The following is a 21,827-nucleotide window of genomic DNA, read 5'->3' as shown; positions in this document are numbered from 1 at the left end:
ATAATAACATGAAAAATAAATATATTATAGGTTTAACAATGGTAGCCTTAAGTTTTGCAGGTTGTACCAAGTTAAATGAAGACCTGAATGGTCAGGTTGGAAGTGCTGGGGTATCTGGCGGTAATGTTTCGGGTTTATTAGGTGCATCTTACGCAGCGATGATCGGCCCTTACCAAGCTCCATGGAATTGGGCAGCTCTACAAGAGGTAACCTCTGATGAGATAATTGTTCCAACCCGTGCAGGCGACTGGGATGATAATGGAGCATGGCGCTCGTTACACTTACATAAATGGGCTCCAGATCATTCTAGAATTTCTGATGTTTTCAGAGATTTAAATAGTATTTCTTATGTATCAACAAGCGTTTTGGGCGCAAATCCGACTCCAAGCCAGGCTGCACAAGCTCGTTTTTTACGTGCCTTTGCGCAATTTTCAATTTTAGATGGCTGGGGACAAGTTCCGTACAGAGACGCAGGTGAAGACGTAACTAAACCATCGCGAGTTAGAAATGCAGCCGATGAAGTTGCTTACTTGGTTAATGAATTAACGGCAATCATTCCTGATTTACCAGCTGGCCCAGCAAACATTGCCAATAAAAATGCAGCAAAAACACTTTTAATGAAAGTATATTTAAATAAAGGTGCCTTTATTAATAGAAATGCGCCTACTTTCGACGCGGCAGACATGGCTAAAGTTATCACATTAGCTGATGAAATTGCTACAGGTGGTTATGTTTTATCTGCTAACTACTTTGATAATTTTGCACCTACTAATGATGTATTGTCAAAAGAGAATATTTTTACTGCACAAAATATTGGTGGTACTTCTGGAAGCGATTTAGATGGCCAGTGGAAATGTACCACCCATTATAATCAAAACCCGAGTGGTTACAATGGCTTCTCTTCCTTATCTAACTTTTATGCTAAATTCGAAGCAGCAGATAAAAGAAGAGGTGGTTCGTATGCTGGTCAAACCAATGTCTCTGGTTTGAGAGTTGGATTTTTAGTTGGTCAGCAAGTTGATCAAAACGGTGCTGCCTTAAAAGATAGAAAAGGAAATCCTTTGGCTTTTACTCCAGAAGTAAGCATTATCGAACGCGATCCTAATCACTTAGAGGTTGCTGGTATCCGTGTTATTAAATATCCAGTAGATTATGCAAATTCAGGCTCTAAAAAACCTGATAATGATTGGGTTTATTTCCGTTACGCTGATGTGCTGTTAATGAAAGCAGAAGCACAATTAAGAACTTCATTAACGCCACAAGCACTAACGATTGTTAATTCAATTAGAACAGTTAGAGGTGCATCTACACTGCCAAGCTTAACTTTAGACATTCTACTTGATGAGCGTGGTCGCGAACTTTATTGGGAAAGTTTCAGAAGACAGGATTTAATTCGTTTTGGAAAATTCCTTGCAGCTTGGCAAGAAAAACCAGCGAGCGAGGCTAAATACTTATTATTCCCTATCCCTGATAACCAACTTGGAAATCCAAACCTGATTCAAAATACAGGTTATTAATTTACACTAAATATTAATTAAACTAAGCCTGATTTTATCAGGCTTAGTTTTTTAGTAAAAAGTACAATACAAATTTATCACCATGAAGATTACGCCGATACTTTTATTAATAATATCCTTTGGTTTGGTTTCGAAAGCACAAGACCCCTGGAAAATCAAAGCCGATAAAATAGATCCGAACAATTACTATGGCGTAACCGTTGCAAACGGAATTATTGGAATAGTTTCTGCCCCGCAACCTTTTAAAGTTAAAAATGTTGTGCTTGCTGGTGCTTACGATACTTACGGAAGAGGGCGTGTAAGTAATTTCCTAAACGGTTTTAATTTACTTAATATGTATATTGAAATTGATGGAAAGCGGTTGGATGGACAAAATACCCAAGCCATGCAGCAAGAATTGAATATGCAGCACGCCTCTTTTACCACACAGCTAAATTACGGAAGTAAAGCGACTATAAAGTATACTTACTATGCATTGAGGCAATTACCATTTTCGGTATTAATGGATGTAACAATTACAGCCAAAGAGGATTTAAAATTAACGGCCGCAAGCGTAATGGAAACCCCCGACGCGCTTAGAGATGTCGAAAATTACTATAATGAAATCGATAGACCGCATGTCACCCTTAGTTTACTTACTTCGACAGCGAAGAGTCCTACTGGCAAATTACAGTTATGCGCTTCGAATAGTTTTTTATTTACCGAACAACATGGTAGCGAGCCGAAAATTATCCATGAAATGTGGGATAATAATAGCCATTTGATGAAATTTAATAAAACCTTAAAAGCTGGCGAAAGCTATACCTATTCAGTTGTTGGAAGTACGATTAGCTCTGCTCAACATGCAGATCCGCTTAACGAAGCAGAGCGCATGACGATTTTTGCCAAGCTGGAAGGACATGACAGATTAATTAAATTCCATAATTCGGCATGGGATGAAATATGGAAATCGGATATTCAAATAGAAGGTGATCCGCAGGCACAGCAAGATGTACACAGCATGTTATACCATTTAACAGCCTTTTCTAGAGCAGGCACTTCCTATTCTTTGTCGCCAATGGGTTTATCTGGTTTAGGCTATAATGGCCATGTTTTTTGGGATACGGATATTTGGATGTTTCCAGCTTTGCTTGTTTTACATCCTGATATTGCCAAATCTTTAATCGAGTATCGTTTCGAGAGATTGGAAGCTGCAAAGAAAAATGCTTTTTCTCATGGTTTCAAAGGGGCCATGTATCCATGGGAAAGTGCCGATACTGGTGTAGAAGAAACACCTGTTTGGGCGTTAAGCGGTCCGTTTGAACACCATATTTCTGCCGATGTTGCACTCGCAGCCTGGAATTATTATGCTGTAACCCAGGATAAAATCTGGTTAAAAGAAAAAGGCTGGCCTATTTTATCTCAAACTGCAGATTTCTGGGCGAGTAGAGTAGAAAGAAATGGACCGAATCAATATGATATAAAAAATGTTGTAGCAGCAGATGAATGGGCAGAAAATGTTGATAATAACGCCTTTACCAATGCTGCAGCTAAGCTGAACTTAAAGAATGCAAATTTAGCCGCAGCTATTTTAGGGATGCCTTTAAATAAAGACTGGGAATTAGTTGAGAAAAACATTCCCGTTTTGAAATTTCCTGATGGGGTTACCAAGGAACACGCTAGTTACAACGGCGAGGGTATAAAACAAGCTGATGTTAATTTACTCGCCTATCCTTTAAAAACTATTGTAGATAAAAATCAGATTGAAAAAGACCTCGCATATTACGAAACCAGAATACCTGATGAAGGAACACCTGCAATGACTCATGCCATTTTTGCCTTGCTTTATGCAAGAACTGGAAACGGTAATAAAGCTTATTCTTATTTTAAAGAGGCATATCAACCAAATTTAAATCCACCATTCAGAGTTATTGCAGAAACTAAAGGGGGTACAAATCCTTATTTCGCAACTGGAGCAGGGGGTGTATTACAAAGTGTTTTAATGGGTTTTGGCGGATTAGATATTTCTCCAAAAGGAATTACACAGATACCAAGTGTTTTACCTCCAAACTGGAAATCAGTAAAAATAACTGGTGTTGGAGTTGATGGAAAAACATTCATAAATACCAATAAAAAATAAAACAACTTTAAGAAATTTAAGAATCTGAATAGAAGTTTAAATATTTTTTAATTCAGAAATTAATATCAAAACATTCTCAATAAAAAAGCATCATTTTATTCTCCCAATGAAAATAAAATGATGCTTTTAAGCTTGTAAACTCTATTTTAATAACTTTAGTAAGACACCGTTTGTCCAACCAAAACCATCTTGTAAAGGATATTCCCCTCCACCCCCGCCTTTACTATCGGCATTAACAACATTATATTTCTCCATAAGCTTACCTGTTTGTTTAAATACCGCGATGTTTAAATTTACCCATCGTTTAGTTATGGTATCAGCAAGTTTATCGTATCCATAATTATGCAGTCCTTGAATGCTTACCCATTGCAATGGTGCCCACGCATTTGGCGAATCCCATTGTTCTTTAGTCGTTTTTACGGTTGTTATTAAACCGCCTGACTTTAAAAAATCCTGCTCAACTTTCACCGAAACGAATTTGGCCTGAGCGGGTGTTGCTATTTTAAAATACAAAGGAAATAAAGCGGCTAAAGTAACTTGCTTTGATGGCATTTGCGTTTTCCAATTATAATCGGTGAAGAAATTCTGCTTATCGTTCCAGAAGTATTTTAAAATTGCCGTTTTACGTTTTTGCGCCTTGGCTAAAAACAAGCTTGCTTTCTTTAAATCGCCCGCCTCTAAATTGGCTGTCTGTATAGTTTTCTCCAAGTTATACATCAATGTATTTAAATCAACAGGGAGTATATCAGTCGTAATAATCTGACTAAAATTTTCGCCATCCGCAAACCAGCGGCTACTAAAATCCCAACCCGATTCTGCAGCAGAACGTACATTTCTTAAAAACACGGCAGGTATTTGCTTTGTCTTCTTTGCTGCTTCAAAATCTTCCTTGTAAGATTCTTCTCTTGGCTGATCGCCAGCATCGTAATAGCGGTTTAACACAGTTCCATCCTTCATTTTAACAGAATGGTTAATTGCTTTACCATTAGCTAAAGTTTCAGCGCCTTTCATCCAAAAGTTATATTCTTTTTCCAGCGCTTCTTTGTAGTCGCTAACCTTAACGTCTGGGTTGTTTTCGGCCAACAACTGAACCATAGAAGCAAAGAATGGAGGTTGCGAACGTGTTAAATAATAGCTTCTGTTTCCATTCGGGATAAAACCATAAGTATTAATCAGATAGGCGAAATTATCGATCATATCTTTCATAATTTTTGTTTTACCTGCTTTTTTTAGGCCAAGCATTGTAAAATAAGAATCCCAATAATATATTTCTCTAAATCTCCCGCCAGGTACTATGTAAGGTTTTGGTAAAGGCAAAAGTGATGTCTTAATGTCTGAAACCTGATCAGGACTTCTTTCCAAAACTTTCCAAAGTGTATCCAAATGCTTTTCTATTCCTGCACTTATATCAGATTGATAAAGTGCATTATGGTTTTCTGGCAAACTAAAATACTCATTAACAAATTTTTTGAGATCGAATTCTTTCAAATCTTTTTGCTTTGCATAAGCCTCCATAATCACATTCGATGTTCTTTTAGGAATAGCATCTGCAAAAGATTTACTATCGGGATAAATACCAGCCAACTGCACCTTTTCAAATAAACCTGGATAGGTTTGAATTGGGCTAAGCTGCTTTTGGGCGATTGATTTAAGGGAGATGAGCAGGAAACAAAAGATTAATATTTTTCTCATAAAATTATAGCATTGATATTAAAGATAAAAAAAATATCTTCCAAAACACTTTGTTAATTCATTAGTTTTTAATGAGGTAAACATCTTGTAAAAGCGAATGTTTTATAGCAGGAGTTTACGTACATTAGATATCGACCAGATTAAAGTTATGACCGAGAATCAAGATCTTTTTTTTTCTAATTTACCCATCAATAAAATTGCGCTAAGCGAATTACTGATAAAGAAAGATGCTTTTTTTGATGTTCCCAATGATTGGCATATTATTATTACAGATATTAAAGGTTCTACAAATGCAGTTTTATCAGGCTTACACGAAACCGTTAATCTAATTGCTACTGGAAGTATTGTTACTGTTTTAAACCTAGCATTTAAAGCAAAAATTTTAGTCCCATTTTTCTTCGGTGGCGATGGCGCAACTTTTATAGTTCCAAATGTTATTGTAAATGAGGTGATGAAAGCACTGTTGCTTTACAGAACCAATATGCTTCAAAATTTCAATCTCGATTTAAGAGCTGGAATTATTCCTGTTTCAGAAGTGTATGCAAAAAAACATAGCTTAAAAATCTGCAGATTTAGTAATTCGGGGAACTTTTCTATACCAATTGTTTTAGGCGATGGCTTGGAATATGCAGAAAAGATTATCAAGGGAGAAGATTATTTATTAAACGGACACGATGCCTCTGATGATGAACTGGATTTAAGCGGAATGCAATGCAGATGGGATAAGATAGAGCCACCAGAAAATAGCGAGGAAGTTGTAACGCTTCTTGTAATCGCTCAAAACTGCTCTAAACAAGCTGAGGTTTTTAGCGAAGTTATTAATCAAATTGATAAAATTTATGGAAATCAGGAGAAACGTCAACCCATTTCGATCCCTAAATTAATTTTCCGAACTAGTTTCAATAATCTTGGCAAAGAAATGAAACATCGTTTAGGAAAAATTAAGTTTTTAGAACTCATAAAAACCTGGATAATTAATCTTTACGGGCGTTTCTACTTTAAAACAGAAAGCGGCAAAAACTACTTAAAACAACTGGTAGAAATGGCTGATACTTTGGTTATAGATGGCCGAATTAACACCGTAATTACAGGTGTAAAACAACAAAGATTGGCTTTAGAAAAAGTATTAAATGAACTCGAAAAAACTGAGAAAATTATTTATGGATTGTATGTAAGTAATGAATCGGTTATGTCTTGTTATGTAAGAGATTTAGAAGATGATCACATCCACTTTGTTGATGGTTCGGAGGGTGGCTATACTAAGGCAGCTGGTGTTTTAAAAGAGAAAATTAAACAACAACACATACAATTATAAATAAGAAGAGGATGTTTTAAAACATCCTCTTCTTATAATGGAAATTTAGAATTTATTCTCCTTCTTCCCCACCATTTTTCATTTTCATTAAAACGGCATAGGCATTTTTAACAACAATATTTTCTGCCGTTATTTTAGTTTTTACTTCGGTAAAACCATCCATAGTAACACCAGGCTCTACAGTAATCATTTTGTAATGGTTACTGCCTTTATCAGCAAAAACATAAAATTTGTTTTCCCATTTCACAATTGCTTCTTCTGGTACAGCCTGAACATTTTCGTGGTTTAAAGCGATTGAGGCGTTTAAGAATGTGCCTGGCAATAGTTTACGATCTGCATTCTCCAGATCGCAATGTACACTTGTTGTTCTGTCATTTTCTATACTTGGTGTAATTAGGTGTATTTTAGCAAAATATTTTTTATTAGGATTTGCCGTTGTTGAGCATACAATTTGTTGACCGATTTTTAAGTTGGCAGCATCGCCTTCAAAAACAGTTAAGCTAACATGTAGTGCACCTGGACTAATCACTTCAAATAATATATCAGTCGGGTTAACATATTTCCCTGTATTTACATTAACTTTTGTAACATAGCCACTTATTGGGGCATAAATTTTAATGCTTTTCGAAATGTTGTTTTCCGTAAGCATTGCGGGATTAATGCCAATAAATCTTAATTTTTCAGCAAGCGATTTCACCTGAATTTTTTGATGATTAAATTCGCTCTCGGTTACCTGAAAAACCTTATCGCTTGTTGCTTTCGTTTGGTTTAAAGCCTTTTGCCTGTTGTAATCGGTTTCCGAAAATTTGAGTTTATTTTTCGCGGTAAGATAATCTTGTTGCAGCTGAATATATTCCTGATCTTCTGCAGTTGCCAAAACCGCACCCTTTTTTACCTGCATACCAGGTATAAGCATCATCTTATTAATGTAACCACCCATCGGTATACTTACAGAAAAGATATTTTCTGGTGGAACATCTACAACGCCGTTTACATTTACCGCACTATGCATACCTTTCGATTTGGGTTTCCCAATTGCGATACCAGCATTTGTTACTTGCTCGGCACTTAATTGAACTTCATCAGCTTGCAGCTGTATAGTTTTATTTATTGTCGTATTTCCTTCTTTTTTATCTTGATTACTACACGCAGTTAAAATTGCTACGCAGATAAAACTTGTTATTAATTTTCTTTTCATTTTTAATTATTTATCAATTGCAGTAATTCGTTCAATTTCAAAAGCCGCTTCGTTAAACTGCTGAACCTTATCGTAATATTCGTTTCTTAGCTGAATAGATTGATTAATCAAAATAACCCAATCCAGGTAGCCAATTTCGCCAGCATTAAGTTTTAATGTTGATGCATTAACGATGTCGCTTGCGTTAGGCAACATTTTTGTTCGATAAGATTGTATTACTTTTTGAAGCTGGTTATGGCTTTCTATAACATTCTGTAATTCTGTATGAAGCTGCTTTCTGGTTAATTCAAGTTCTTGCTTACGCTGTTCTGCAACTATACCCGAAGCTTTAATCCTCGATTTTTGAGCACCAAAAAATAGCGGAATTCCGACGCCAATACTCACAGAAGAAAATCGATTACTCCGATCAAAATATTGTTCTACGCCCATGCTATTGGTTTGATAACCTTTTATACTCGAATTATTATACCCTAGGTTTAAAGATGGCAACAGCTTGCTTCTTTCTAAAGCTTGTTGCTGTTTCGAAAGCTCAATTTGCTGTTCTTTTACACTTAAAAAGGGATTATCACTAATCTCTACTTTTTGACTAGCCGTTGAAACATAAACAATACTATCATTTAAGGGCGATAAATTCTTTTTACTATTCAGCAAAACGTTAAATCTGTTTAAGTTTAGAATATAATCTGTTTTTAATGCTTCGAGTTGATTTGCAATATGTTGCTTTTGATTTTCTGCAGTTCTATACTCCAATACATCAATGTCTCCCGATTTAAAACGCTGTGTAGATTTATCTAAAAAAGCTGAATAAACGCGATCTGCCCAGCTTAGTAATTTTTGCTTTTCATTTAGAATTAATAAGTGATAGTAGTTGGTTTTAACTTCCGAGCGGATATCCAACTGCAAACCTTTAACCTGTATTTTGCTAATACGAGCATTCGTTTTATGCAAGGCTGATTGTCTTGAATATACTGTAGGAAAATCAAGTGCCTGACTAACCGCTACATTATTATCATTTGCTAAACTATTGAATTTACCGTGTTGGTAATTAATTTCAGTTTTAGGTAAATCAAAAGCACTTTTCTTCAACTCCTGATAATACCTCGACTCTGTTTTTGCAATTTGAATAGAAATATTGTTCTTTATCGCAGTATCGAGTGCAGATTGAAGACTAATCTTTTCTTGTGCATTTGCATTATTTATCCCAAATAGAATTAAAAAAACCGCAATTGTAATTCCTTTTTTCTGACGGAAATAACTAAATCCTTTTTCGAATAAAATATATAACATAGGTAAAACAAAAAGAGTTAAAAGTGTAGATACTAGTAAACCACCAATAACCACGGTAGCTAATGGCTTTTGTACGGCACCACCAGCACCAGTACTTATTGCCATTGGGATAAACCCAAGTGAAGGAACAAGGGCTGTCATTAGCACCGCACGTAATTTAGATTTGGTAGCATGGATTACGATCCGTTTTACATCTGTCCAACCTTCGTTTTTCAAACGATTAAACTCTGACACCAGTAAAATTCCATTTAATACCGCAACGCCAAATAATGCAATAAAACCTACCCCTGCAGAAATACTGAAGGGCAAATCTCTGATCCACAACGCTAAAATCCCCCCGATTGCCGATAAAGGAATTGCCGTGTAAATTAGCAAACCTTGTTTAACTGAACTGAAAGCGAAATAAAGCAACAGGAAGATTAGCAAAAGCGCTATTGGTACAACAACAGCCAAACGTGATTTAGCCGCCACCATGTTTTCAAAAGAACCTCCATAAGAAATGGTATAACCTTTAGATAGATTGAGCTGCTGACCAGCTTTTTGTTGAAGTTCTTCTACAATAGATTGAACATCTCTATCCTTAACATTAAAACCAACAATAATTCTTCGCTTGGTATCTTCTCTTTGAATTTGATTTACACCTTCTACCTCATCGATAGATGCCACCATACTCAAGGGAATTTGATTACCAGATTTTGTTAAAATCATAAGTTTCTCTACATCTGTAATATTCTTTCTAGAATCGTCGTTTAGCCTTACAACCATATCAAAGCGCTTTTCGCCTTCGTAAACCTGCCCTGCAATTTGACCTGCAAAAGCCGTATTTACAACTCTGTTGATGTCGTTTACGTTAAGACCATACTTGGCCATGCCATCGCGGTTATATTTAATTACTACCTGCGGCATCCCAGTAACCTGTTCCTCGTATACATTTATAGCCCCTGGAACTGTACCAATAATAGCACCTAACTTCTTTGCATAACCAGCAAGAGAATCTAAATCTTCGCCGAAAATTTTGCAAACTACGTCCTGCCTCGCTCCCGTCATTAACTCGTTAAAACGCATTTGTACAGGGAATTGAAACCCAACGGTAATACCTGGAATTACTTCTAATTCTTTAGTCATTTTAGCACTTAATTCAGGGAATGATTTTGCAGAAACCCACTCTTTCTTCGGTTTTAAAATAACCATCATATCGCCTGCTTCAAATGGCATTGGGTCGGTAGGCACTTCGGCACTACCAATTTTGGTTACAATTTTTTGTACCTCAGGAAACTTAGCCAATAGAATTTTAGAGGCTTTTTGTGTGGTTTCTATGGTGTTGTTCAGGTTACTTCCAGTTAACAATCGAGTTTCTACAGCAAAGTCTCCCTCCTCTAACTGAGGAATAAATTCGCCCCCCATTTTTCCTAAAATAAAAACAGAAATGGCAAATAGAAATATGGTAATCGCTAAAATAGTTTTTGGAAAACCTAGGACTTTACTTAATGCAGGTTGATATTTTCTTTCGAACCAAATCATCAGCTTATCTGTAAGGTTCTTTTTATGACTGATGGTTTTATTTAAGCACAAAGCCGACATCATCGGTACGTAAGTGATCGACAAAATAAAAGCACCCAAAATTGCAAATGCAATCGTGAAAGCCATTGGCTTAAACATTTTTCCTTCAATACCTTCTAATGATAAAATTGGCAAGTAAACAATTAGAATGATAATTTGACTAAATACAGCAGATTTTATCATGGAGCCAGTTGATTTTCCAACCTCCGTATCCATTTGGTTTTGATCAATTCGACTTAATCCCCTAAAATGTTTACTATGCGAGAAACGATGTAAAATCGCTTCGACCACAATAACAGAGCCATCTACAATTAACCCAAAATCTATCGCCCCAAGCGACATTAGATTTCCACCAACACCAAATTTATTCATCAAAATGATGGCAAAAAGCATAGATAATGGAATTACAGAAGATACAATTAAACCTGCCCGTAAGTTGCCCAGAAAAAATACGAGCACAAAAATTACGATCAATGCACCTTCCAATAAATTGGTTTCAACAGTAGAAATAGCGTTATCCACCATTTTGGTTCTATCTAAAAAAGGTTCTATAACAACACCTTCTGGTACCATTTTTTGAATTTCGGCAATCTTATCTTTCACTCTTTTTACAACAACTGAAGAATTTTCGCCTTTAAGCATCATAACTACAGCTCCTGCAACTTCACCCTGATCGTTATAAGTCATTGCACCATATCGAATTGCAGAACCATATTGAACTTTGGCAACCTGCCCCATTAAAACTGGCATACCATTGTCTAATGTTTTAACTACAATTTTTTCAATATCCTCTAAACTTGTTGTTAGTCCTTCACTTCTGATGTACAATACCGTTGGCCCTTTTTCGATGTAAGCGCCGCCAGTATTCTCATTATTTTTTTCGAGTGCATCGAAAATTTCTGAAATGGTGAGTCCGTAAGCCTTAAGTTGCTCTTGCTTAACAGCTACTTCATATTGTTTAAGTTTTCCACCAAAACTCGAAACTTCTGCAACACCAGGTGTACCTAAAAGCTGGCGACGAACAATCCAATCTTGAATAGTTCTGAGTTCACGTTCATCATACTTACCTTCATAACCTTTCTTTGGTCTAACAACGTATTGATAAATTTCTCCTAAACCTGTAGAAACTGGCGCCATTTCGGGCGAACCGATGCCCTGTGGAATTTGCTGCTGAACTTGTTGCAGCTTTTCGCTTATTTGCTGCCTTGCCCAGTAAACATCCGTTTCTTCATTAAAAACAATGGTTACAAGTGAAAGCCCGAAGCGGGAAAAACTTCTGATTTGCTTTAGTCCAGATATGCTACTACAAGCCTGTTCTATCGGAAAGGTTATTAAACGTTCGATATCTGGCGCACCTAAAGAAGGTGAAACCGTTATAACTTGAACCTGGTTATCCGTAATATCCGGAAGGGCATCTATTGGTAATTTGGTAACTTCATATGCGCCCCAACCAATAAGGGAAAACACAAACAAAGCTATAATCAGCTTATTCCGAATGGAAAAGCCAATAATTTTATTCAACATAATATAAATATTAACGAGTATAATCTTGCTTCTTCAGCCAATAAATTGCCTGAAATTAATTGAGAAAAATAGAAGAAGATTAAGAAATTGGTGGTCGGAAAAGACTACCAAATGAAGGATTTGAATGTGCAAACTGGTAACAGAAAACCTTACTATCGTTCATTTTTAAACTCGTTGCTTTAATCATAACGAATTTATCTGCTGGTATTGCTAAAGAAATAATGTGATGACCATCTATTTTCTTGAATGGTAACTTCATATCCTCCTCCTCGTCGTTATCATTAATATCTTGCCCTAAGTAATGCATTTCAAGAAAACTCCAAAAGCCTACCTCGGCATTGAGTTCATGATGAACGATATAATGAGAAATTAATTGGGGTGTTTTCAACACCTCGCGTAAGGATGCGTTGAAAATAAAAACAGGGAACAGAAGAAAGAGTAATACTTTGCTCACGTCGCAAATATAGAAAAGACACCATTCATTTCAAACCAGCTGGGCTATCATATCTGTTACGCTATTTTATTCTATTTATAAATGGTTGATAATTTTTGTTCTGAAAAAATGAATTTTTCAAAAATCCATAAGATACACTGCTCCGTATGTATTCCCAAAAGATGTAAAAATCTTTTAATAAACCAACACAAATTAATGAATACTCAAGAAGCGAATCTTAAATGCTTTTTAAATAAAGTAAAACAACTCCGTGGTTTCGGAGATATGGATTCTTATCGCATTGTTAGTGAGTTAAAGAACCTGAAAGCAGATTTATCAGAAGAACAACTGCATTCCGTAATCCAAAACTTTTCTACGCCTGAAAGTTACGAAGAAGGTAAAAACTGGATCATTGATAATTTAGAAAATAGCTAAAACATATTCATAATGTATCCTTAACCTGAAAACCAAGTTTAAAAGGCTAAATTTACAAAATGAAAAACACCTTAATTATAGCTTCTATATGCTTAACCCTATCAGCATGTGGATCGTCTTCACACTTATCAGCAAATGGTTCTGATAACGATTCTACTGAAGTTGCACAAATTCAAAAACCAACTACAATTACTGGAAAAATGATGGCGCCTGAAAATGCCAAAGTTGGAGATTCAGTTAAAATCCGTTTTACAGTTTACAACAAAACAGATAGTACCCGTAAATTTTGCAAATGGCATACACCTTTTGAACCATTGATTAGCAAGTATTTAGACATTACCTCTGATGAAGGTGTTGAAGCATCTTACAAAGGGGCAATGGCCAAAAGAATTATGCCACCTCCGGCAGATAGCTATATTGCTTTAAAATCAGGAGATAGTCTGGTTTCAGAAATAAATATTTTGAAAGGATATGATTTATCTAAACCTGGCAAATATACCATCAAGTACAATGCTGAAAATATGAGCGGTATTGTAGTTAAAGACAGTATTACGATAGCACTCTTAAAGTAAAACAAAAGATGTTCGGGTATATTCCCGAACATCTCTTATTATAAGATAGACCTTATTAATCCTCCATCTACACGAATGGATGCTCCATTTGTTCCAGAAGCAAGTGGGCTCGAATAATAAGCCACCGCATTGGCTATTTCCTGTACATCCAAAAATCTTTGAATTAATGATGTTGGCCTCATATTTTTAAAGAAATCAGTTTCAACCTCAGCGGTTGTTAAATTTCCAGATTTTGCCAAATCTTCTATAAAGGCACCAACACCTTTCGATTTTGTTGGCCCAGGCAGTACAGAATTCACCGTAACATTAGTGCCTTTACAAAGCTCCGAGAGCCCTCTGCTAACGGCCAGTTGTGCCGTTTTGGTCATCCCATAATGAATCATTTCATCAGGTATAAAGACAGCTGATTCGCTGGAAATGAAAATAATTCTTCCCCAGTTTTTATCGAGCATTTTTGGAAATAAGTGTCGAGATAATCTAATCCCGCTCATTACATTAACTTCAAAAAACCTGAACCAATCTTCGTCAGAAATTTCGGCAAATGCTTTAGGCTCGAAGATGCCCGCGTTGTTAACCAGAATATCAACATAAGGCAAATCAGCAATTAATCGGGCTACATCTTCAGATTTTGAAAAATCGGCAGCAAAACCCGAAACCGAGCCCTGCGGATTCAAATCGCGAAGCGCTTTAACAGCCTCATCAACACTTTCATTTGTTCTTCCGTTAATGATTACGTTAACACCTTCCTTTAATAAGGTTTCGGCGATTGAATAACCAATTCCTGCGGTAGAGCCGCTTATAAATGCTGTTTTATTTTTAAGTTGTAAATCCATTATCAGGCTAATTATTGTGTTAAATCGATTTCAAAATATAAAGGCCTCTTATAAAAAGAAGCCTTCGAAAATTAGTTCATTTTCCAGTCTGGTCTTTCGAAATGACAGGTATATCCATACGGATTTTTTTGCAAATAATCCTGATGGTCTTCTTCTGCATTCCAGAAATCTGTAGCTGGAACAACCTCTGTTACAATTTTTCCTGGCCAAACACCCGATGCATCCATTTCTGCAATTAATGCGTTAGCCGTTTCCTGTTGAGCTTCATTCTCAAAGAAAATTGCAGAGCGATAAGATGTACCTACATCATTACCTTGCCTGTTTCTGGTTGTTGGATCATGAATCTGAAAGAAATATTCAAGGAGTTTACGATAAGATAAAATTGTTGGATCAAATGTTATTTCAATGCCTTCTGCATGGGTGCCATGGTTGCGATATGTTGCATTCTTAACATCTCCGCCAGTATAACCAACAATTGTTGAAGTAACACCTGGAAGATGACGAATAAGCTCTTCTACACCCCAAAAACAACCTCCAGCTAATACAGCTTTTTCAGTATTCATATATTAATTCGTTTTATAATTAAAGTTACATTACTAGTGCGTAAACCACAAGAATTGGAAAAAAAATGCCATTTTAAAGACATCCCAATACTTGGATTTGTTTTTAACTTTAGTAAATTAATATTGTTAATTGAATGAATTTCGGTAAGCTGTTGGCGATAGATTTGTTTTCTTTTTGAAAAGCTTATTAAACGATTGCGAATGTTCAAAGCCGAGTTGATAAGCAATTTCACTGATGGATAAATTATTATTCGAAAGTCTTTCTTTTGCTTTATCAATCAATTTATTATGTATGTGTTGCTGCGTACTTTGGCCTGTAAGTACTTTCAATAATCCACTTAAATAATTAGGAGATATATTTAATTGATCAGCCACATATTGCACTGTAGGCAATCCTTTCACCAGTAAGTCATCGCTTTCAAAATATGCATTTAATAGATCGTCCAGACTATCTAAAGTGTTATGGTTTGCAATTTTCCTAGTTAAAAACTGCCGATGATAAAACCGATCTGCATAAGTTAACAGCAATTCTAACTGGGCAATAATAACACTCTGACTGAACTTATCAATATTGGAATGATACTCTTGTTCGATGTTTTGCATAATGCCCAGCAACATAGTTTCTTCTTTATCAGAAAGATGCAAGGCTTCGCTTACAGAATAGCTAAAAAATTCGTATTTCTTTACCAGTCTAGCTAAGCTTGTATTCCAAAAAAAATCAGGATGAATCAATAAAAGCCATCCAGTATGTTTTATTTCTTCCTTTATTTCTATCGAAAAAACCTGACCAGGAGATATAAAAAACAAAATCCCTTCATCGAAATCATATTGCTGTTGGCCATATTTCATTTTTCCATTAAAATTTCTTTTCAATGCAATTGAATAAAATTCATCGACCATTGTTACAGATCGATTGCCTGGCAAATGTTTAATGGAATTAAGATTGATTACACTAATTAATGGGTGCTCTGGTTTAGGAAGCCCCATTAATTTATGATAGTCGCTTATTGTTTTATTTCTATGCGGTTGCAGATTTGCCATAATCCAATATAAACATTATTGATTATAAGCAGCCGCAAAATCGATTGCAAAATCTTTAAGTTTTACTTTGCCTGTTATTTTTGAATTACTTGCGTAGAAATCTTTAGCTAATAAACCACTATGCAGGCTTCCATATAATTCAACAATTTGTTCAGCCAATTTTATAGGGAAACCATTTGATTCTAAGCCTTTTTGCATTTCTTCATCGCTAATCAATATCCATTTTAAGTCGGGTTTCCCAATAGCCTGTCCCAAAATACTAGCAGCTTCATTACAAGTTACTTCATCGCTTGCTACGTAACGCACTTCTTCACTCGTCGTTTTTACCAGTTCATCTGCTGCTGCAATGGCAATGTCTTTAGGAGAAACCATCAATACTTTATCATCTCCTCCGTAATTGGATGCAATAAAACCAACACTTTTAATCATTTTAATAAAACCTAAAAGATTATAATAAAATGAAGTAGGCCGAATCCGAGTTAGTGACACATCAGGTAGCTTTTTCAGTATTTCTTCAACCAAATGCGAACCTAAAATAATACCAGTTCCTTTATCCAAATCGCCACCAAAACTACTTAACTGAACTACACGTTTTACACCTGAAGCCTTAATTGCTGTGGCATAATTATTTCCAACAACCTGGTAAAAAGTTAAAGGATCAATCGAATGATCGTAATAGTAAGTCGGTGGAACCATACAATAAACAGCATCTGCTTCGGCAAAAGCATTTGTTAAAAATTCAACATCCTCAAGTGATCCTATTGCGGCAGTTGCACCTAATAATTCAATATCAGCTTGTCTGTTCTGGTTACTACTAATTACCGTAACCAAATGACCTTTTTCTATTAACTCTTTTGTTAAGGGCTTGCTGATATTCCCCAAAGAACCTGTAATTATAATTTTCATCTTTTATTTGATTTATTTACAATCCAAAGGTCCTAAACAGTTAATGTTATAAATTAGCCAAATCTATTTTTATTGTAGCCTAAAAATGGGTTATTATTTTAATCTGTAAAGTTATGATCAGCACTTAACCTGGTGCTTTCATGATAATCTATTATAGAATTTATGACTCGAACTGCCGTGTTTAAATCCTTCTCTCCCACCAATTGCTTATAAATAAGGTTCATTTTTTGGGTTTCATTTTTTGCATTTAAGATAAACTCTTTTCCCGATTTAGTGAGAGATAATACTTCTATTCTCTTATCTTTCCCACTGGTAGCGCTAATAATGAATCCTTTGTCTTCTAATTCTTTAATCGATCGGCTTATAGTTTGTTTTGGTAACATCGATTTTTTTGCAATTTCTGATGCGGTACTACCTTCTACACTTATATTAAACATTACAGGCATATAAGATAGCTTCATATCTTTCCAAATGGGTTTTATATTATCATGTGCCCAAATATCAAGTTGTTTACGAAGATTAAAGATAATTCGTTGCCAGTTCTCTGAACCATTTCGTTCAAAATCAAGCAATTCTTTGTCGATGTCTTTTTCTACAGCCATAGCACAAACATAACAAAATTAATTATCAACATTGTTTACTAACTTAGTAAACAATGTTTACCTTTGTACTATTAAGATTATAATATTCCTCCTCAAATAATTAACTCTTTATTAATGCAAAGCTATACAATCATAATATCCACGATCATCAATTCGACTGAAGATTTAAAAGGCATACAAAAAGTAATCGAGCATTTGCCATCTATCTCAGAATGGTCTCATGATTTGGATGATTGCGATAAAGTATTGAGAGTAGTAAGCGAGATTAACGTTTCAATGGTACTGGTAGAACAACTAGGTAATCTAGGTATTACTGCTAACGTAATGGAAATATTTCAGGAAGAAACATCAGAAATTAATGGCTTTGTTATTCTTTAACTGAATCTGCGTATGACATCCAAATCTTAAGTAATCAGGAAATTAATCATTTGGAAGAAACAACTATAGAAACAAGCAAAAAAACAATTGTATATTTAAAAGGTGGTATCTTGTTGCAGCTGATAAACGGAAACCAGATTGTCTTCTAAGTTAAAGGCTAAAGATTTTTTACAACTTCCATCTTGCTCTACGCAATGCATAATTAACGTCGATTTAAAATCAATAAACATGCCTACCTTCAGCATTAATTCGTTAACAAAACTTATTGCAGATATCTCTTTAACAAGATGTATGTATACTTCCTCAGATGTTTCCCAAGCTGTATGATCAATAAGATCTACCCATTCAAGTTCAATTTTCTTTACAAAAGCGCCTACTTTTTGCCGTTCAATAATTGCGTGCATATTACCATTATTATTTTTTAAGCCTTCTTAAAACAAGAACCTGGAGAGTGTTATTTTGATTTAGGCTAAAAATATTTTAGACTGCGAATTACCGAAAAAAAGAACCCGAATTTTTACCTTTTATGCAAAGTGCATTAAATTTTATGCCAATAAGATCACCCGCAATAAATTTTTAACATCAAAAAGGAGCCAATTACGACTGATTACAACTACAAAGAATAATAAATCATATTTTTAATTTTTCCAAAAAACACCATAATTTTAATGCACTTTAACCGTCACATTTAATCTATTTTATGCAAACAGAGCCAAATATTATGCATATTGTCTATTTGTAACTAATGAGTTGCACAAAATGTGGCTATCTTTGCAGCCTTATATTTTTTCTAAAATATTTAGAATTTCTAGATTAATTTTTGTTTTAAAGCTTTTATACTATTAATGACTTTCACCTGTATTATCATTGATGACGATCCCGGAACCATAGAACAGCTTACTGAATACATTTCGCTAATTCCAGAGCTAAGTTTATTAAAGGGGTTTACTAACCCGATGCTTGCTGTTGAAGAAATTAATCGATCTGTCGATCCATTGGATTTTCTTTTTACAGATATAGAAATGCCAGAAATTAGTGGTATTGAAGTAGCTAAACAAGTGGGCAATAAAATTAAAAGCCTGATTCTGGTATCTTCTCATTTAAAATATGCTGTTGAAGGCTATGACTTATCCGCAAAACAGTTTTTACCAAAACCTTTCAATTTTAAAAAATTTGAATTAGTTGTTAATAATTTAATAGCTAATATTATTAAGGAAAGGCCTTTTTTATGGATTAAGGTAGGTAAGAAAAACGAATTCATGAAAACTGATATTGATCAGATCGTTGCATTTGAAGGCGCATCAAACTATATCAAAATACATACAATTGATAAAACCGTTATCACTTACGGAAAGATCTACGAATTTGAAAAACTTTTAGAACAATACAGCGGTTTTATCCGAATTAATAAGTCGTTTATAATCTCTGAGGCCTACATTCAAAAAATTGAAAGTAATATGGTTCATCTCACTAAGAACATTCAGGTTAAAGTTGGCGCTACCTTTAAAAAATCATTTTCTCTTCGTTTAGAAGAAATTACTCGCACAAAAATTATCTGATAATTTACCATTCTTGTTGTTGAGTAACCTATTTTATTGTTGCAAAATGCAATAATAAGCAGATTGTTTTAAAGCAAAAATGATCTGTTATTTAACTCGAAGTTTTTGTAATTAATGGTTCATTGAACAATGAACTTATAAATCATCTGGCACAAATTAGATATTTAATTTGTACCAGATGTATTTTTTTGAAGCGGAAAGCGAGGGATTCGAACCCCCGGACCTATTACAGTCAACAGTTTTCAAGACTGCCGCATTCGACCACTCTGCCAGCTTTCCGCTGCAAAAGTAAGCATCTCAATCAAATCTGCAAGACCCAAATGAAACAAAATGCAACCAACGGAGGTAACACAATGGTAATCAACGAAAATATTTTTATTTAGAACCGTAGAAACTGAAATTAACGATCAGAAATTGCCTGGAAATGTAGATTAATGCAATATTATTAATTTAACTTTGCTATCCATTCAAAGATTTTTCAAAATCATCGAACATGACTTCAAGTTCTGTTTTTTTGATAAAAATTGCTCCACATTCTTCCGGAACAGTTTCTATTTCTGTAAGCACAGTAACAGTTCTGATATTTAAATCAAACAACTGCGATAGTTCTTTAAATTTAGATGGTGCTAATTTGAAAACCATACGTTTTGCTTTTTAGAGGTTCAGCATACCAAGAAAGGCAAAAAAAATTAAAATAAAACACATCCACAACTAAAAGGTGTAGGATTATCACTTTATTTATTAACATAAATAGCTTATCCACAATTGCTTTATAAAAAACCCTTGCATAATTGCAGTAAGTTCATCCCCTATTAAGCATTAATCATTTAGCCTATTTTATATTTATTTTAAAAAAATCTATCGCAACATGCAACACAAATAACAAACCTGCGACTAAGAGATAAGAAACCTAATTAGATAACGAAATTAACAAACTCAAAAAGAATTGCAGCTAGCAGAAAAAATAACTGATCAGGAACTGATTATTATGTGCCGCGAAGGAAAAGACTTCGGCTATACTGGATTGTATAATAAATATGCTAAACGCATTTACAATTCTATTAGTCGCTTGATAAGCCATACTGCAGAGGCCGAAGATATTCTTCAGGAAACCTTTTTTACTGTATTCAGCGAGCCTGAGAAGTTAGTTAGCATTGTAAATTTCGAGGCTTGGGTAAGGCGGATGGCAATTAATCGCTCAATTTCTCATCTTCGGAAAAAGAAAATTAGCTTTTCTGAACTAGACGACTTCCCTATAGCCGCAGAAGAAGAATATGATGCAGAAGAAAATGAAATATTTGATTGTAAAGTTGAGGATGTGAAGAGAAGCATTGAAAGGCTATCGGAAGGTTATAAAACCATATTAAATTTATATGTATTTGAGAAAATGACACACGATGATATAGCAACAATGCTCGGTTTATCTTCCAGTACGGTAAGAACTCAATATCACAGAGCAAAAAAAAGAGTACTAGAATCATTAAAAGATAAGTGTTATGATGAATGATCAGTTAAAAGAATTTGTAGAGCATAACAGGGAAGAATTCGATCAGCTGGAAGCACCAGTTTTTAACCTTGAAGGTTTCAAAGCAAAACGAAACCAAGCTCCAGAAAAAAGAAAAAATAAAGTCCTTTTTTTAACAACCAATAAGTGGCTTGTCGCAGCTTCTATAGTTGTAGTATTTGGCTCTTTGTTCTTCTTTTTAATCAGAAATGAAAAACCATTCCCCACGGGTGAAATAGTTCGGAAAGTACAAAAAGATTTAAATGAAGAAATAAGGCAAGAACCGCAAATTAAAGATTCAGAGATAAAAGTACTTAATAATGGCACTAAAACATCTTATACTTCATTTAAAGGCACAACAGGGGCTAAAATAAAATATAAATTAACAGATAAAAATAACTTATACCTAAATCTTAATGATAGTACATCATCGAGCAACAGACTTTCGGCAATTCTTGAAATTGAAAGAACAGGCACAATGAGTAATGCGGTTTTAGATAAGTTATCAGAAACTTTAAATAAAGATGAAAATAGTAATGTAAGGCTTGCTGCCCTTGGTTTAATGGCAAAATACAGTTATGATGCCTATGCATCAGGTCTATTAATCCGTTCCCTGAATGTACAAACCGACCCAATGGTTCAACTAGAATTGGTAAACATACTTGGTAAAATAGAGAACATAAACATCAATGATAAGCTTTATGCATTAGCTAACGATCCAAATACTTTTAGCGCAGTTAAAGATGAAGCTTACAATATCTTACTTCGAGAAGACAAATTATAAAAACA

At 34.8% G+C, this 21,827-nt stretch carries 20 protein-coding genes and 1 tRNA gene; 9 read left to right on the top strand and 12 right to left on the bottom strand.

From position 1 onward, the window contains the following. Positions 1-8: 8 nt before the first annotated feature. Both ACZZZI_RS15840 and ACZZZI_RS15835 read left to right on the top strand, forming a co-directional pair. The gene (locus ACZZZI_RS15840) at positions 9-1,517 is read left to right on the top strand and encodes a RagB/SusD family nutrient uptake outer membrane protein (RefSeq protein WP_424057670.1); all 1,509 of its coding nucleotides are present in this window, start codon (positions 9-11) and stop codon (positions 1,515-1,517) included. Positions 1,518-1,599: 82 nt separating this feature from the next. Then, a complete protein-coding gene (locus ACZZZI_RS15835; RefSeq protein ID WP_463489963.1) occupies positions 1,600-3,636 on the top strand; it encodes a glycoside hydrolase family 65 protein in 2,037 nt (678 codons plus the stop codon). A gap of 141 nt (positions 3,637-3,777) precedes the next feature. Here the strand turns inward: ACZZZI_RS15835 and treF are convergent, their stop codons facing one another. Further along, positions 3,778-5,328 (bottom strand): alpha,alpha-trehalase TreF, encoded by a 1,551-nt coding sequence (gene treF, locus ACZZZI_RS15830; RefSeq protein WP_463489962.1) that lies wholly within the window; start codon positions 5,326-5,328, stop codon positions 3,778-3,780. Between the two features lie 97 nt (positions 5,329-5,425). Between treF and ACZZZI_RS15825 the strand changes: the two genes are divergently transcribed. After that, positions 5,426-6,643, top strand: coding sequence for a DUF3095 domain-containing protein (locus tag ACZZZI_RS15825; protein WP_463489961.1), 1,218 nt, complete (start codon positions 5,426-5,428; stop codon positions 6,641-6,643). 52 nt (positions 6,644-6,695) lie between these two features. Here the strand turns inward: ACZZZI_RS15825 and ACZZZI_RS15820 are convergent, their stop codons facing one another. The 3 genes from ACZZZI_RS15820 to ACZZZI_RS15810 form a co-directional block, all read right to left on the bottom strand. Then, positions 6,696-7,841: an efflux RND transporter periplasmic adaptor subunit gene (locus ACZZZI_RS15820; RefSeq protein ID WP_463489960.1), complete on the bottom strand. Its 1,146-nt coding sequence runs from the start codon at positions 7,839-7,841 to the stop codon at positions 6,696-6,698. A gap of 6 nt (positions 7,842-7,847) precedes the next feature. Continuing rightward, on the bottom strand, positions 7,848-12,212 hold the full coding sequence (locus ACZZZI_RS15815) for a CusA/CzcA family heavy metal efflux RND transporter (RefSeq protein ID WP_463489959.1): 4,365 nt from the start codon (positions 12,210-12,212) through the stop codon (positions 7,848-7,850). Between the two features lie 79 nt (positions 12,213-12,291). Then, on the bottom strand, positions 12,292-12,666 hold the full coding sequence (locus ACZZZI_RS15810; protein WP_316760880.1) for a hypothetical protein: 375 nt from the start codon (positions 12,664-12,666) through the stop codon (positions 12,292-12,294). Between the two features lie 195 nt (positions 12,667-12,861). On the opposite strand from ACZZZI_RS15810, the gene ACZZZI_RS15805 reads away from it, so the two are divergent. Beyond that, positions 12,862-13,080 carry a hypothetical protein gene (locus tag ACZZZI_RS15805; protein ID WP_463489958.1) on the top strand — a complete coding sequence of 73 codons (219 nt, stop codon included), beginning with the start codon at positions 12,862-12,864 and terminating at the stop codon, positions 13,078-13,080. A gap of 59 nt (positions 13,081-13,139) precedes the next feature. Next, positions 13,140-13,652, top strand: coding sequence for a putative periplasmic lipoprotein (locus ACZZZI_RS15800; RefSeq protein ID WP_463489957.1), 513 nt, complete (start codon positions 13,140-13,142; stop codon positions 13,650-13,652). Positions 13,653-13,690: 38 nt separating this feature from the next. Here the strand turns inward: ACZZZI_RS15800 and ACZZZI_RS15795 are convergent, their stop codons facing one another. The 5 genes from ACZZZI_RS15795 to ACZZZI_RS15775 form a co-directional block, all read right to left on the bottom strand. Further along, positions 13,691-14,485, bottom strand: coding sequence for an SDR family NAD(P)-dependent oxidoreductase (locus tag ACZZZI_RS15795; protein WP_463489956.1), 795 nt, complete (start codon positions 14,483-14,485; stop codon positions 13,691-13,693). A gap of 71 nt (positions 14,486-14,556) precedes the next feature. Then, positions 14,557-15,048: a peptide-methionine (S)-S-oxide reductase MsrA gene (gene msrA, locus ACZZZI_RS15790; protein ID WP_316760893.1), complete on the bottom strand. Its 492-nt coding sequence runs from the start codon at positions 15,046-15,048 to the stop codon at positions 14,557-14,559. A gap of 126 nt (positions 15,049-15,174) precedes the next feature. Next, complete coding sequence (locus ACZZZI_RS15785; RefSeq protein WP_463489955.1) at positions 15,175-16,089, bottom strand: helix-turn-helix domain-containing protein; 915 nt, start codon at positions 16,087-16,089, stop codon at positions 15,175-15,177. Positions 16,090-16,104: 15 nt separating this feature from the next. Continuing rightward, positions 16,105-16,995 carry an NmrA family NAD(P)-binding protein gene (locus tag ACZZZI_RS15780; RefSeq protein ID WP_463489954.1) on the bottom strand — a complete coding sequence of 297 codons (891 nt, stop codon included), beginning with the start codon at positions 16,993-16,995 and terminating at the stop codon, positions 16,105-16,107. A 98-nt stretch (positions 16,996-17,093) separates the two neighbouring features. After that, positions 17,094-17,597: a MarR family winged helix-turn-helix transcriptional regulator gene (locus tag ACZZZI_RS15775; RefSeq protein ID WP_316760921.1), complete on the bottom strand. Its 504-nt coding sequence runs from the start codon at positions 17,595-17,597 to the stop codon at positions 17,094-17,096. Between the two features lie 114 nt (positions 17,598-17,711). Here ACZZZI_RS15775 and ACZZZI_RS15770 point away from each other — a divergent pair, with 114 nt between their 5' ends. Continuing rightward, positions 17,712-17,975, top strand: a complete 264-nt coding sequence (locus ACZZZI_RS15770; RefSeq protein ID WP_316760924.1) for a hypothetical protein — start codon at positions 17,712-17,714, stop codon at positions 17,973-17,975. Between the two features lie 95 nt (positions 17,976-18,070). Here the strand turns inward: ACZZZI_RS15770 and ACZZZI_RS15765 are convergent, their stop codons facing one another. Next, positions 18,071-18,379 (bottom strand): hypothetical protein, encoded by a 309-nt coding sequence (locus ACZZZI_RS15765; RefSeq protein ID WP_463489953.1) that lies wholly within the window; start codon positions 18,377-18,379, stop codon positions 18,071-18,073. A 441-nt stretch (positions 18,380-18,820) separates the two neighbouring features. Between ACZZZI_RS15765 and ACZZZI_RS15760 the strand changes: the two genes are divergently transcribed. Next, positions 18,821-19,534, top strand: coding sequence for a LytR/AlgR family response regulator transcription factor (locus ACZZZI_RS15760; RefSeq protein WP_316760928.1), 714 nt, complete (start codon positions 18,821-18,823; stop codon positions 19,532-19,534). Positions 19,535-19,728: 194 nt separating this feature from the next. Here ACZZZI_RS15760 and ACZZZI_RS15755 read toward each other — a convergent pair. Further along, a tRNA-Ser gene (locus tag ACZZZI_RS15755) sits at positions 19,729-19,813 on the bottom strand. A gap of 180 nt (positions 19,814-19,993) precedes the next feature. Then, on the bottom strand, positions 19,994-20,176 hold the full coding sequence (locus tag ACZZZI_RS15750; RefSeq protein WP_316760930.1) for a hypothetical protein: 183 nt from the start codon (positions 20,174-20,176) through the stop codon (positions 19,994-19,996). Positions 20,177-20,480: 304 nt separating this feature from the next. On the opposite strand from ACZZZI_RS15750, the gene ACZZZI_RS15745 reads away from it, so the two are divergent. Continuing rightward, positions 20,481-21,041, top strand: coding sequence for an RNA polymerase sigma factor (locus tag ACZZZI_RS15745; RefSeq protein WP_463489952.1), 561 nt, complete (start codon positions 20,481-20,483; stop codon positions 21,039-21,041). Continuing rightward, entirely contained in the window at positions 21,031-21,822 is a 792-nt protein-coding gene (locus ACZZZI_RS15740) for a HEAT repeat domain-containing protein (protein WP_463489951.1), read from the top strand. Before ACZZZI_RS15745 ends, ACZZZI_RS15740 begins: the two co-directional genes overlap by 11 nt. Positions 21,823-21,827 lie beyond the last annotated feature (5 nt).

Source organism: Pedobacter sp. AC190 (assembly GCF_979258025.1).
This window is presented reverse-complemented; position numbering and strand designations above follow the sequence as displayed.

Coding starts and splice junctions, on each gene's coding strand:
- ACZZZI_RS15750 (WP_316760930.1), bottom strand. CDS start 20,176: ATGGTTTTCAAATTAGCACCATCTAAATTTAAAGAACTATCGCAGTTG.
- ACZZZI_RS15770 (WP_316760924.1), top strand. CDS start 17,712: ATGCAAAGCTATACAATCATAATATCCACGATCATCAATTCGACTGAA.
- ACZZZI_RS15815 (WP_463489959.1), bottom strand. CDS start 12,212: ATGTTGAATAAAATTATTGGCTTTTCCATTCGGAATAAGCTGATTATA.
- ACZZZI_RS15800 (WP_463489957.1), top strand. CDS start 13,140: ATGAAAAACACCTTAATTATAGCTTCTATATGCTTAACCCTATCAGCA.
- ACZZZI_RS15840 (WP_424057670.1), top strand. CDS start 9: ATGAAAAATAAATATATTATAGGTTTAACAATGGTAGCCTTAAGTTTT.
- ACZZZI_RS15795 (WP_463489956.1), bottom strand. CDS start 14,485: ATGGATTTACAACTTAAAAATAAAACAGCATTTATAAGCGGCTCTACC.
- ACZZZI_RS15765 (WP_463489953.1), bottom strand. CDS start 18,379: ATGCACGCAATTATTGAACGGCAAAAAGTAGGCGCTTTTGTAAAGAAA.
- ACZZZI_RS15785 (WP_463489955.1), bottom strand. CDS start 16,089: ATGGCAAATCTGCAACCGCATAGAAATAAAACAATAAGCGACTATCAT.
- ACZZZI_RS15825 (WP_463489961.1), top strand. CDS start 5,426: ATGTTTTATAGCAGGAGTTTACGTACATTAGATATCGACCAGATTAAA.
- treF (WP_463489962.1), bottom strand. CDS start 5,328: ATGAGAAAAATATTAATCTTTTGTTTCCTGCTCATCTCCCTTAAATCA.
- ACZZZI_RS15835 (WP_463489963.1), top strand. CDS start 1,600: ATGAAGATTACGCCGATACTTTTATTAATAATATCCTTTGGTTTGGTT.
- ACZZZI_RS15780 (WP_463489954.1), bottom strand. CDS start 16,995: ATGAAAATTATAATTACAGGTTCTTTGGGGAATATCAGCAAGCCCTTA.
- ACZZZI_RS15775 (WP_316760921.1), bottom strand. CDS start 17,597: ATGGCTGTAGAAAAAGACATCGACAAAGAATTGCTTGATTTTGAACGA.
- ACZZZI_RS15820 (WP_463489960.1), bottom strand. CDS start 7,841: ATGAAAAGAAAATTAATAACAAGTTTTATCTGCGTAGCAATTTTAACT.
- ACZZZI_RS15805 (WP_463489958.1), top strand. CDS start 12,862: ATGAATACTCAAGAAGCGAATCTTAAATGCTTTTTAAATAAAGTAAAA.
- msrA (WP_316760893.1), bottom strand. CDS start 15,048: ATGAATACTGAAAAAGCTGTATTAGCTGGAGGTTGTTTTTGGGGTGTA.
- ACZZZI_RS15760 (WP_316760928.1), top strand. CDS start 18,821: ATGACTTTCACCTGTATTATCATTGATGACGATCCCGGAACCATAGAA.
- ACZZZI_RS15740 (WP_463489951.1), top strand. CDS start 21,031: ATGATGAATGATCAGTTAAAAGAATTTGTAGAGCATAACAGGGAAGAA.